The sequence below is a fragment of the Micromonospora sp. NPDC003776 genome, assembly GCF_053605645.1.
In genome coordinates, this window is the sequence record NZ_JBSGJR010000186.1 from 1 (window position 1) to 11,153 (window position 11,153).

14 protein-coding genes are annotated in these 11,153 nt (G+C 73.5%); 5 read left to right on the top strand and 9 right to left on the bottom strand.

Annotation, left to right across the window (positions count from 1 at the left end; genetic code table 11):
- Positions 1–313, bottom strand: a 313-nt coding sequence (locus ACWEVO_RS17055; protein ID WP_452308489.1) for a TRAM domain-containing protein, incomplete at its 3' end; no start/stop codon positions are given.
- A complete protein-coding gene (locus tag ACWEVO_RS17060) occupies positions 310–2,379 on the bottom strand; it encodes an APC family permease (protein WP_452308490.1) in 2,070 nt (689 codons plus the stop codon). The genes ACWEVO_RS17060 and ACWEVO_RS17055, both read right to left, overlap by 4 nt.
- A gap of 158 nt (positions 2,380–2,537) precedes the next feature.
- Here ACWEVO_RS17060 and ACWEVO_RS17065 point away from each other — a divergent pair, with 158 nt between their 5' ends.
- On the top strand, positions 2,538–3,203 hold the full coding sequence (locus ACWEVO_RS17065) for a potassium channel family protein (protein ID WP_452308491.1): 666 nt from the start codon (positions 2,538–2,540) through the stop codon (positions 3,201–3,203).
- A gap of 3 nt (positions 3,204–3,206) precedes the next feature.
- Positions 3,207–3,896, top strand: a complete 690-nt coding sequence (locus ACWEVO_RS17070; RefSeq protein WP_452308492.1) for a potassium channel family protein — start codon at positions 3,207–3,209, stop codon at positions 3,894–3,896.
- Between the two features lie 37 nt (positions 3,897–3,933).
- On the opposite strand, the gene ACWEVO_RS17075 is transcribed toward ACWEVO_RS17070, so the two are convergent.
- The 4 genes from ACWEVO_RS17075 to dut all read right to left on the bottom strand — a co-directional run bounded on the left by ACWEVO_RS17075 (position 3,934) and on the right by dut (position 6,393).
- Positions 3,934–4,614 (bottom strand): DUF3159 domain-containing protein, encoded by a 681-nt coding sequence (locus ACWEVO_RS17075; RefSeq protein WP_452308493.1) that lies wholly within the window; start codon positions 4,612–4,614, stop codon positions 3,934–3,936.
- Positions 4,611–4,991, bottom strand: a complete 381-nt coding sequence (locus ACWEVO_RS17080; RefSeq protein ID WP_387140971.1) for an OB-fold nucleic acid binding domain-containing protein — start codon at positions 4,989–4,991, stop codon at positions 4,611–4,613. The genes ACWEVO_RS17075 and ACWEVO_RS17080 overlap by 4 nt, the downstream gene beginning before the upstream one ends.
- A 213-nt stretch (positions 4,992–5,204) precedes the next feature.
- The gene (locus ACWEVO_RS17085) at positions 5,205–5,870 is read right to left on the bottom strand and encodes a DUF3710 domain-containing protein (RefSeq protein ID WP_452308494.1); all 666 of its coding nucleotides are present in this window, start codon (positions 5,868–5,870) and stop codon (positions 5,205–5,207) included.
- A gap of 25 nt (positions 5,871–5,895) precedes the next feature.
- The gene (gene dut, locus ACWEVO_RS17090) at positions 5,896–6,393 is read right to left on the bottom strand and encodes a dUTP diphosphatase (protein WP_452308495.1); all 498 of its coding nucleotides are present in this window, start codon (positions 6,391–6,393) and stop codon (positions 5,896–5,898) included.
- A gap of 86 nt (positions 6,394–6,479) precedes the next feature.
- Between dut and ACWEVO_RS17095 the strand changes: the two genes are divergently transcribed.
- The gene (locus ACWEVO_RS17095) at positions 6,480–6,980 is read left to right on the top strand and encodes a DUF3093 domain-containing protein (RefSeq protein ID WP_452308496.1); all 501 of its coding nucleotides are present in this window, start codon (positions 6,480–6,482) and stop codon (positions 6,978–6,980) included.
- Between the two features lie 22 nt (positions 6,981–7,002).
- Here ACWEVO_RS17095 and ACWEVO_RS17100 read toward each other — a convergent pair whose 3' ends face one another.
- A complete protein-coding gene (locus ACWEVO_RS17100; protein ID WP_452308497.1) occupies positions 7,003–7,866 on the bottom strand; it encodes a hypothetical protein in 864 nt (287 codons plus the stop codon).
- A gap of 155 nt (positions 7,867–8,021) precedes the next feature.
- The gene (locus ACWEVO_RS17105) at positions 8,022–8,318 is read right to left on the bottom strand and encodes a DUF4193 domain-containing protein (protein WP_046565779.1); all 297 of its coding nucleotides are present in this window, start codon (positions 8,316–8,318) and stop codon (positions 8,022–8,024) included.
- 421 nt (positions 8,319–8,739) lie between these two features.
- Here ACWEVO_RS17105 and ACWEVO_RS17110 point away from each other — a divergent pair, with 421 nt between their 5' ends.
- Positions 8,740–9,255 carry a LytR C-terminal domain-containing protein gene (locus tag ACWEVO_RS17110; RefSeq protein ID WP_452308500.1) on the top strand — a complete coding sequence of 172 codons (516 nt, stop codon included), beginning with the start codon at positions 8,740–8,742 and terminating at the stop codon, positions 9,253–9,255.
- Between the two features lie 172 nt (positions 9,256–9,427).
- Here ACWEVO_RS17110 and ACWEVO_RS17115 read toward each other — a convergent pair whose 3' ends face one another.
- Positions 9,428–10,240, bottom strand: coding sequence for an inositol monophosphatase family protein (locus tag ACWEVO_RS17115; RefSeq protein WP_452308498.1), 813 nt, complete (start codon positions 10,238–10,240; stop codon positions 9,428–9,430).
- A 287-nt stretch (positions 10,241–10,527) separates the two neighbouring features.
- Between ACWEVO_RS17115 and ACWEVO_RS17120 the strand changes: the two genes are divergently transcribed.
- The coding region (locus tag ACWEVO_RS17120; RefSeq protein ID WP_452308499.1) for a substrate-binding domain-containing protein at positions 10,528–11,153 on the top strand (626 nt) is incomplete at its 3' end.

Here is an 11,153-nt window from a genome sequence, read left to right on the forward strand (position 1 = left end):
AGCGCAGCTGCGCCTCCGGCGCGACGTGCTGCAGGTCGCAGCCACCGCAGCGGCCCGGCCGGGCGTACGGGCAGGGCGGCTCGACCCGGTCCGGGGAGGCGCTGAGGATCTCCACGGCGTCGGCCCGGGCGAACCCCCGGTGCAGCTCGGTCACCTCGGCGACCACCCGCTCACCGGGCAGCGCGTGTCGGACGAAGACCACCTGGCCGTCGACCCGGGCCACGCAGTGGCCGCCGGGGGCGACCCCGGCCACGGTCAGCTCGACCCGCTCCGCCTCCTCCAGCCCGCGCCGGGCCTCGGCGGGCGCGGTCACGCCCGGTCCCCGACGGTCGGGCCGCTCTCCCCGGGCGGGGCGGAGACCACCGGCGGGACGGTCGGCGGCAGGGTGCTGCGCGGCACCACCCGCGGTCCGCGCGCCGGTCCCCGGCTCAGGGTCGCGTCCAGCCGGTCCAGGTTCTTGGTGGCGGTCGAGGCGAGCTGCCACGGGACGCTGGTCACCATCACGCCCGGCTCGAAGAGCAGCCGGCCCTTGAGCCGCAACGCGCTCTGGTTGTGCAGCAGGTTCTCCCACCAGCGGCCCACCACGTACTCGGGGATGAAGACGGTGACCACGTCGCGCGGCGACTCCCGGCGGACCGAGGCGACGAAGTTGAGGATCGGCCGGGTGATCTCCCGGTACGGCGAGTCGATCACGGTGAGCGGCACCGGCAGCTCACGCCGCTCCCAGTCCTCCTGGAGGTCCCGGGTGTCCTTCTCGTCGACGTTCACGGTGACCGCGGTCAGCGTGTCCGGCCGGGTGGCCCGGGCGTACGCGATGGCCCGCAGGGTCGGCTGGTGCAGCTTGCTGACCAGCACGATGGCGTGGTTGCGGGCGGGCAGCACGGCCCGCTGCTCGGTCGGCTCCAGCTCGGCGGCGACCCGGTCGTAGTGCCGGCGGATGGCCAGCATGAGCAGGAAGATCACCGCCATCGCGGCGATCGCGATCCACGCGCCGAGCAGGAACTTGGTGACCAGGACGATGATCAGCACCACGCCGGTCAGGGCCATGCCGAAGGTGTTGATCGCCCGGGAGCGGATCATCCGCCGCCGCGCCTCCGGGTCCCGCTCGGTACGCAGATGCCGGTTCCAGTGCCGGATCATGCCGGCCTGGGAGAGGGTGAACGAGACGAACACGCCGACGATGTAGAGCTGGATGAGCCGGGTGACCTCGGCCTGGAAGCCGACGATCAGCACCACGGCGAAGACGGCGAGGAAGACGATGCCGTTGGAGAAGGCCAGCCGGTCGCCCCGGGTGTGCAGCTGGCGGGGCAGGTAGCGGTCCTGGGCGAGGATCGAGCCGAGCACCGGGAAGCCGTTGAACGCGGTGTTGGCGGCCAGGAACAGGATGAGCGCGGTCATCGCGGCCACGATGTAGAGCAGCACCGAGCCGCTGCCGAAGACCGTCTCGCCGAGCTGGGCGGTCACCGTCTTCTGCACGTACCCGTCCGGCCCGGAGATGATCTGGGACGGGCTCTCGACGAACTGGAGGCCGGTCCGCCGCGCCAACAGGATGATGCCGACCAGCATGCTCACCGCGATGGTGCCGAGCAGCAGCAGGGTGGTCGCCGCGTTCCTCGACTTCGGCACCTTGAACGCGGGCACGCCGTTGGAGATCGCCTCCACGCCGGTCAGCGCGGCGCAGCCGGAGGAGAAGGTGCGCAGCAGCAGGAAGATCAGCGCGAAGCCGGTGACGCTGTGCTCGGCGTGGATCTCCAACCCGGCGCTCGGGGCCCGCAGGTCGTCGCCGAGCACGAAGATCCGGAACAGCCCGGTGAGCAGCATGCCGCCGATGACGATCACGAAGCCGTAGGTGGGGATGGCGAAGGCCGTGCCCGACTCGCGCAGGCCGCGCAGGTTCATCGCGGTGAGCAGCACCACCGCGCTGACCGCGATGAGCACCTTGTGGCTGCCCACGAAGGGCACCACCGAGCCGAGGTTGGCCACGCCCGAGGAGACCGACACCGCGACGGTGAGCACATAGTCGACCAGCAGGGCGCTGGCCACGGCGAGGCCGGCCCGGGGCCCGAGGTTGACCGTGGCCACCTCGTAGTCACCGCCGCCCGAGGGGTAGGCGTGCACGTTCTGCCGGTAGCTCGCCACCACCGTCAGCATCACCACGACCACGGCGAGCGCGATCCACGGCGAGAAGACGAACGCCGACGCACCGGCGATGGAGAGCGTCAGCAGGATCTCGTCCGGGGCGTACGCCACGCTGGAGAGGGCGTCGGAGGCGAAGACCGGCAGCGCGATGCGCTTCGGCAGGAGGGTGTGCTGGAGACGGTCGGACCGGAACGGTCGACCGACGAGGAGTCGCTTCAGCAGCGAGGTGGGTCTGGCCACAACCGCCAAGAGTACGACCACCCCGCCCCGGACGGTGGGGGTGCCTGATCACCCTCGGGTGCGCCCGCGCGGTACGGTCGGCTCCCCGTCGGCGGCGGGGACGTGGCAGGCTCGCAGGCGACGGGTCGGCGGGCGGCACCGTGGGAGGAGCGGACACCGTGCATGTCGTGATCATGGGCTGCGGCCGGGTCGGGTCGACCCTGGCGCACAGCCTGGAGTCCCGGGGGCACTCGGTGGCGGTGATCGACCAGGACGCGGACGCGTTCCGCCGTCTCGGACCCGACTTCGCCGGCATCACGGTGACCGGTGCCGGCTTCGACGGCGAGGTGCTGCGCCAGGCCGGCATCGAGCGCGCCGACGCCTTCGCGGCGGTCTCCAGCGGCGACAACTCCAACATCATCTCGGCCCGGCTGGCGCGGGAGACCTTCGGCGTCTCCCGGGTCGCCGCCCGGATCTACGACCAGCGCCGCGCGCAGGTCTACGAGCGCCTCGGCATCCCCACCGTGGCCACCGTCCGCTGGACGGCCGACCGGATGCTGCGCCACCTGGTCCCCGAGGGCAACGTCGAGATCTTCCGGGATCCGACCAGCACCGTGTCGATCATCGAGGTGCCGGTGCACAAGGACTGGATCGGCCGGCCGCTGCGCCAGCTGGAGGAGTCCGCGGGCGCCCGGGTGGCGTACCTGATCCGGTTCGGGATCGGCACGCTGCCCACCGCCTCCAGCGTGGTGCAGGAGGGCGACCAGGTCTTCATGCTGGTGACCGACGACATCATCGGGTCGGTCACCTCGGTGGCGGCGGCGCCGCCGGAAGGGGGGCACTGAGCGATGCGCATCGCCATCGCGGGCGCCGGCAACGTCGGCCGGTCCATCGCCCAGGAGCTGATCGACAACGGGCACCAGGTGATGCTGATCGAGCGGCAGCCCAAGATGCTGCGGCCCGACCGGGTGCCGGCCGCCGAGTGGGTGCTCGCCGACGCGTGCGAGCTGGCCAGCCTGGAGGAGGCCAACGTCTCCGGCTGCGACGTGGTGGTGGCCGCCACCGGCGACGACAAGGTCAACCTGGTGGTGTCGCTGCTGGCCAAGACCGAGTTCGCGGTGCCCCGCGTGGTCGCCCGGGTCAACCGGGCGGAGAACGAGTGGCTCTTCACCGACCAGTGGGGCGTCGACGTCGCGGTGAGCAAGCCGCGGGTGATGGCCGCGCTGGTCGAGGAGGCGGTCACGGTCGGCGACCTGGTCCGGCTGATGACCTTCCGCCAGGGCGAGGCGAACCTGGTCGAGATCACGCTGCCGCCGACCGCCCCGTACGTGGGCCAGCCGATCCACGCGGTGCCCATCCCCCGGGACGCCGCCCTGGTGGCGATCCTGCGCGGCAAGCGGGTGCTGGTGCCCACCCCGGACGACCCGATCGAGGCCGGCGACGAGCTGATCTTCGTGTGCACGGCGGCGGTGGAGGACGAGGTCCGTGGGGTGATCCTCGGCCCGGACAGCGTCGGGCGCACCCGGGACGGGATCTGACGCTGGTCCGTCCCGCCCGGCCCGGGCGGGCGGGGCCTCAGGCGCCGGGCAGCGGCGTCGTCGGCGCGGTCTGCCGGGTGACCCGGCGCACCGTCCAGACGGTGATCAGCAGCAGCAGCGCGTACGGCGGGTAGCCCAGGGCGAGCCGGGCCACGCCCAGCGCGGTGTCCTGGTGGGCCAGGTAGAGCCCCGCCTGCACGCCCACCTTGGCCAGCCACACCACGCCCCAGAGCACGGTGAGCTGGGTGAAGGTGCGGACCAGCCGGGGGTCGTCCCGCCACTCCGAGCGGCCCTTGGCCACCAGCACCGACCAGATCCAGCCCACCAGGGGCTGCCGGATCGCCGCCGAGAGCAGCAGGGCCAGGCCGTAGCCGATGCCGTAGAGGATGCCGGGGAGGTAGAAGTCCCGCTCGTCGCCCGTGCGCCAGGCGATGGCGGCGCCGATGGCGATGCCGAACAGGCCGTTGACGGCGTGCCGGACCGGCCGGCGCTGGGCCAGCCGCAGCCCGGCGATGAGCAGCGCCACGGCCACCGAGGCGATCACCGCGGGGCGCAGCTCGCCCACCACGTTGGCGATCACGAAGACCACCACGGGGATGCTCGACTCCACCAGGCCCCGCCAGCCGCCGAGCTGGTCGGCCATCTGCTCGGCGAGGCTCGGCAGCCGGTCGTCGTCCGCCGGCCCGGTCGCCGGGTCGGTGTGCTGTCCGGTCGTCACTTCGGCGACTCCAGCTCGTAGTACGGGTTGTAGATCACCTTGCGGTCGTCCCGTACGGCCACCCGGCCGCGGGCGGTCAGGTGCCGGCCCGGCTCGATCCCGGCGATGTGCCGTCGGCCCAACCAGACCAGGGTGACCACGTCGTTGCCGTCGTAGAGGTCGGCCTCCAGGGTCGGCAGGTTCGTCCGCGGCGTGTAGACCACCGTGCGGAGCCGCCCGGCGACCGAGACCACCTGCCCACGGCTGCACTGGTGGGCCGGCATGCCACCGGACTCGGCGCTCTCCCGGCGCAGCTCCTGCGCCTCGATCTCGGACTCGCTCGCGGTGAGCCGATGCAGGAGCCGCCGAAGCGACACCCGGCTCTCGTCGGTCGTCATGACCTCCGCGTCACCCTTCTCCACCCGGGGGCCGGTCCGCGCCGGCGCTGGCTCGGCCCGGCAGGGCGCCGGGACCGTCCCGCCAGCGTACGCCGAGACGGCCCGCCGGCGGAGTCGGCGTCCGCCCGGGCGTACCCCGAAGGGGGCGGACACACGTCGGGCCCGGCGCCGTCGACGGGGAGCCGACGGCCACCGGGCCCGGTGTGTCGTGGCTCAGGCCTCGCGCTGCTCCGGCGCGGGCTGCTCGCCGGCCGCCTGCTGCTCGGCCACCTCGCGGGGCAGGCGCAGCGGCAGCGGCTCGCGGACCGGCTTCGCCTCCTGGCCCCGGTCCACCACCAGGCCGTCGAGGCAGGCCGCCAGCGGGCCGGCGGCGACCGGGTCGGTGGCCGCCTCGCCCTGGTAGACGCCCCGGACCATCCAGCGCGGCCCGTCGATGCCGACGAAACGCAGGTCGGTCAGGCCGTCCGGGGTACGCACCCGGGCGCGCAGCTCGGTGCCGTACTCCCCCTCGATCTCCTGGGCGGCCGCGCCGTCGTTGAACAGCGACTGCCGGATTTCCTCGCGCACCTCGTCCCAGATGCCCTCGGAGCGGGGTGCCGCGAAGACGCCGAGCTGGAGGGCGTTCTGGCCGTGCACCAGCACGACCTGCTGGATCACGCCCTGCGGGTCGGCCTGCACCCGCACCTCGACCTCCGGCACCGCCGGGATCTGGAGGCTGCCCAGGTCGAGCCGCGGCGCGTCGGGCGCCTCGGAGACGTCGTACGGGCCGCGGGCCGGCTCCTGCGGGGTCTCCTCTCCCTCCTGGGAGTCGAGGACCCCGGTGGTCCGCTCGTCACGCGCGTGCCGCGCGCCCTCGGCCCGCTTACGGGAGAAGATCACTGCGCCCACCCTCCGCTGTTCGCACTCACCCTGCCACCTCTTCCGTCTGCCCGCCCGCCGGAGCCGGGACCAGCCCGGCGTGTCCGCCGGTGGAGCCGTGCCCGCCGGTACCCCGCCGGGACGTGGGCAGTTCCGCCACCTGCTGGAAATCGGCCCGCGCGACCCGCTGGACGACGAGCTGCGCGATCCGGTCGCCCCGGCTGATCTTCGCCGGGGTGTCCCGATCATGATTGATCAGGTTGACCAGGATCTCACCCCGGTAGCCGGCGTCGACCGTACCGGGCGCGTTGAGCACCGTCACGCCGAGCCTGGCCGCCAGCCCCGATCGGGGATGCACCAGCCCGACGTACCCCTCGGGCAGCGCGATGGCCACCCCCGTGGGCACCAGGGCGCGCCCGCCCGGCGGCAGCTCCACGTCCGCGGCGGCCACCAGGTCCGCACCGGCGTCGCCGGGATGGGCGTACGCCGGCAGCGGCAGCTCGGGATCGAGCTGCCGTACGGGCACGGGTACGAGGTCTGTCACGGTCTTCCTCTTCCGTCCGGTCCTTGCGGGGGTGACCCTGCCATCCTGCCGGTTGGCGGGCCGGCCGTGCGCCGTACCCTCGGAGTGTGCGCCAGTCGTCGTCATCACCCGCCCCGGCGTCCCGGGTGACCCCCGCCCCCGGGTACGCGGAGCGGCTCACCCTGCCCTGGTGGGCCTGGCCGGCCGGGCTCGCAGGGGCCGGGCTGCTCGCCGCGGAGCTGTGGATGGGCGCGAGCGGCGTCCGCGCCTGGCTGCCCTTCCTGGTGCTGATCCCGGCGGCGGTGGCCGCGCTGGCCTGGCTGGGCCGGATCCGCGTCGCGGTCCGCGACGGCGAGCTGCGGGTGGACGACGCCCGCCTCCCGGTCCGGTACGTCGCCGACGCCGTCCCGCTCGACGCCGCCGACCGGCGGGAGGTGCTCGGCGTGGGGGCCGACCCGCTCGCCTTCGTGGTGCAGCGGCCCTGGGTCGGCGGCGCGGTGCAGGTGGTGCTGGACGACCCGGCCGACCCCACCCCGTTCTGGGTGGTCAGCACCCGGCACCCGGTGGAGCTGGCGGCCGCCCTCCTCGCCGCCCGCGACGCCGCCTGACCCCCGCTCCCACGCCCCCCGGTCAGGGGAGGGCGGGGCGGGAGCCGCCGGGGAGTTCGCGGCCACGCCGGCGCAGGTCCTTGCGGAGCTGGTCGGCCAGGGTGCGGGTGGCCCGGCGGTTCAGGTAGCCGGCCACGGCGGCGCCGGTCAGGAACGGCCCCAGCGTGGTCAGGTTCCGGCCGAACCGGCGCAGCAGGCTGTCCCGCAGCTCCCGGCGGGCGGCGGTGCTGAGCACCGCGCTCACCCCGACCCCGGGCATCATCGGGTTGATCCCCCGCTGGGTGGCCCAGGACTGCACCAGGGCGACCGCACGCGGCGTGCCGGCGGTGGGCAGCGGAATCCGGTGGATCTCGTGCAGCTCGCCGATCAGCTTCAGCTCGATGGCGACCACCGCGACGGTCTCGGCGGCCAGCAGCACCGGTGCGGAGAGCAGGGTCGGGGTGACCGCCCATTCCACCGCGGCGACCCCGCCACCGGCCGCGCCCACGCCGGCGGTGGCCCGGGCGGCGTTGCGGATCAGCCGCTCGGCCAGCTCGTCGTCGTCCAGGCCCGGGAAGTGCCGGCGCAGCGTCGCCAGATCGCGGATCGGCACGTGCGGGGCGACGTCGGCGACGGTGTCCGTCATCCAGCGGATGGCGGCCTTCGGCTTGAACAGGTCGGTGAGGCCACGGGCGCGCGCCTGACCGACCAGCCGGGTGAGGAGCTGCCGCCGGCGGGCGGGGGCGATGTCGTCCGCGGTGAGGGCGGCGACCGTCGCGCCGAGCTGGTCGGCGTCGCCGGCCGGCTCGGCCGACGTGGACCGTTCGGGGTCCGCGTTGCCGGCCGGTGGCTGGGCGCCGGTCCCGTCCGCGCCCGGCCCCCCGGCCCGGTCACTGCGCTCGCTCACGCCGCCTCCCTCCGCTCGGTCACCTGCCCGCCCTCGCGTGCGCGGCGGCGTGGCAGCCGCCGATACGAGTCAAGCAGCTTCCCGCCACCGGCGCACGGCGGCTCGAACAGCGGCGGCCCCGTCGAGGAGGCCGCCGCCGGTGACACGCGTCGGGTTCAGACGCACTCGCGGCAGATCAGTTCGCCGTTCCGCTCGACCGCGAGCTGGCTACGGTGGTGCACGAGGAAGCAGCGTCCGCACCGGAACTCGTCCTGCTGCATCGGTAGCACCTTGACCGTGAGCTCCTCGTCGGCCAGGTCGGCGCCGGGCAGCTCGAAGCTCTCCGCCACCTCGGCCTCGTCGACGTCCACGGCGCCCGACTGTGAGTCGACCCGCCGTGCCTTGAGCTCTTCCAGGCTGTCCTCGCCGAGGTCGACCTCGTCGCGACGCGGGGCGTCGTAGTCGGTGGCCATCGGTTTCACTCTCCCATATCGATATGGTCGCTTCCGGTTGTAACGCCGGACGACGCTGTTTCGGTTCCGCTGGCCGGCCACCAAATGTGTCGGTCACCCGACCCGACGACTGGTGGGCCGAGTCGCCAGAGGAACTCCCCCAGCGAGCGCGGAACCTTACCCCCCCTTTGGGCGAGGCATGTATACCGCCCTCGTGGCAGAGATGTACGCCCCTGCGCCCGAAGTTGTTCCCAATGTGACTCAGGCGACACGAAGATAGGGGTAGTAGTACCCGTTCCCCCGGTGGCGCGCCGGTATGTCGGACTGTTTCCACGCGACGGCCGGACAACCGTTAACCTCAGCGGCGTACTCGACGGCCCGACCGCCGGCGGCCGCCGCCACCCCATCACTGTCCGGGAGCGCCCAGATGAGTTTTGCGCGAGTGCGGGCACTCGTTGTCGTCGGCCTGTTGGCGGTCTTCGCCCTGGTCTTCGTCGTCATCGCACTGGTGCGGGACACCCAGAGCAACGCGGGCACCGCCGCGGGCTGCTCCAAGAACTGGCCCCTGGCCGACGTCACCCTCCGCGAGCCGAAGGACGTCAAGATCAACGTCTACAACGGCACCGACGAGGCGGGCCTGGCCGGCAGCGTCGCGGACGACTTCCGCAACCGCAAGTTCCAGGTCAAGAAGGAAGGCAACGCCCCCAAGCAGGTGGACGACGTCGCGGTCCTACGATTCGGCCCGAAGGGCGTCGGCTCCGCGCATCTGCTGCGGGCCTATTTCCTCGACAACGCCGACCCGCAGTTCGACATCAAGCGCAAGGACGATACGGTCGACGTCATCCTCGGTAACGGCTTCCAGCAGCTGGCCACCACCACCGAGGTCAACCAGTCCCTCGGCGACCTCGGCTCGCCGGTCGCCCCGCCCGGCACCTGCCCGGCCCCGGTGGACAAGTAAACCCGGTCGGCCGTCCGGCCGACCCCGCTTCACACGATTTTCCGAAAAAGAGTGGCCTCTCCGACACCGGGGCCACTCTTTTTCGCATATCGGTGCCGTCCCGCCGGCCGGTCAACCGGGCGAACGCCGGACCGGGCCGGGCCGGGCCGGCTCCGACCGGCCGGGCCGGCGGTCACGGGCCGCCGGAGGCGTCCAGGGCGGCGAGCCTGGTGTGCAACGGCTCGAAGAGTGCCGGCGGGGCGGCGATCACCAGGTCCGGGCCGGCCGGCCGACCGGACAGCCCGGTCACCAGCAGCCCCGCCTCCCGGGCGACCAGCCCGCCGGCGGCGAGGTCCCAGGCGGCCAGCCCCTTCTCGTAGTAGGCGTCCACCCGCCCCTCCGCGGCCAGGCAGAGGTCCAGGGCGGCGGCGCCCATCCGGCGGATGTCCCGTACGTGCGGGATCAGCTCGGCGACCACCCGGGCCTGGTGCGCCCGCCGGCCGGCGTCGTAGCCGAACCCGGTGGCGACCAGCGCCTGCCCCAGGTCGGTCTCGGTCGAGCAGCGCAGCCGCTCCCCGTCCCGCCAGGCACCGCCACCCGCGGTGGCGGTCCACTCCTCGCCGGTGGCGACGTTACGGACCACCCCGGCGACCATCTCACCGTCGACCTCCGCGGCCAGCGAGACGGCGCAGTACGGCAGCCCGTAGAGGTAGTTGACGGTGCCGTCGATCGGGTCGACGATCCAGCGCACCTCGCTCTCGCCGGCGGGGCCGGCGCCGTACTCCTCGCCCAGCACCGCGTCCCCGGGGCGGCGGGCCCGCAACGCGTCGAGCACCTGCCGTTCCACCGCCCGGTCCGCGGCGGTGACCACGTCCGTGACGGTGCTCTTGGTCGCGGCGACCGAGACCCCCTCGGCCCGCATCCGGTGCGCGGTGGCGGCGGCGTCCCGCGCCACCTCGACGGCGATCTCCAGCAGTGCCTGCGGCGTGGGCGCCGAGCGGATCATGTTCGTCCCCTTCCCGCACGACGGGGGCCGGCCGGGTCGCGCGTGGGTATCATCCTTACAAAGTCCACATCTGCGCCGAATCGGCGGTCCACACCGCCGGTACGCCGTGCGGCGCGGGATGATCGCCGTAGACGGCGTTACAATTCACCCTGCCCACGCGCCACGGACCGCCAGCGACCGGCCGGCCCGGGACACGGGGGTCCCTCAACGACATCGCCCGGCACGGTGCTCCGCCCTGCGCCGGACGAACCCGGCCGTGCTCGCTCTTCGCCTCCGGAAGGTCATTCGTGACAGAACCCCGCCAGACCGGCGCCGACGTTCGCTCGCTCACCGACACCCTGATCGCCCACGCGCAGAGCGCCGGCGGCCAGCTCACGTCGGCCCAGCTCGCGCGCACCGTCGAGTCCGCTGAGGTGACCCCGGCCCAGGCCAAGAAGATCCTCCGTGCGCTCTCCGAGGCGGGGGTGACGGTGGTGGTGGACGGCTCCGCCAGCACCCGCCGTCGGGTAGCCGCCGCCCGGTCCGCCACGCCCGCTTCCCGGGCCACCACCGCCAAGACCACCAAGAAGGCCGCCGCGCCCGCCCCGAAGCAGGCGCCGGCCGCTGAGGAGGCCCCGGCCGCCCCCGCCCCGCGGAAGGCGACCGCGCGCAAGGCCGCCGGCACCACCGCCGAGGCCACCAAGTCCTCCGAGCGGTGGATCGCGGACGGCGCCAACGTCGTCAAGAACCTGCGGGCCAAGGGGTACAAGACCAAGCTGGTGTACGGCGAGGACGACCCGGACCAGCAGGTCGCCCAGTTCGAGAACCTGATCACCCTGTGCGTCAAGGGCATGATCATCGCGGCGATCGACAACAAGTCCCTGTACAACGTGCTCCAGGAGGCCGCCGACTCCAACATCCCGGTCATCGCCTA

Bases quoted from the DNA above. Each gene is read 5' to 3' on its own strand.
- ACWEVO_RS17070 (WP_452308492.1), top strand. From the start codon at position 3,207: ATGCGCATCGCCATCGCGGGCGCCGGCAACGTCGGCCGGTCCATCGCC.
- ACWEVO_RS17080 (WP_387140971.1), bottom strand. From the start codon at position 4,991: ATGACGACCGACGAGAGCCGGGTGTCGCTTCGGCGGCTCCTGCATCGG.
- ACWEVO_RS17105 (WP_046565779.1), bottom strand. From the start codon at position 8,318: ATGGCCACCGACTACGACGCCCCGCGTCGCGACGAGGTCGACCTCGGC.
- ACWEVO_RS17115 (WP_452308498.1), bottom strand. From the start codon at position 10,240: ATGATCCGCTCGGCGCCCACGCCGCAGGCACTGCTGGAGATCGCCGTC.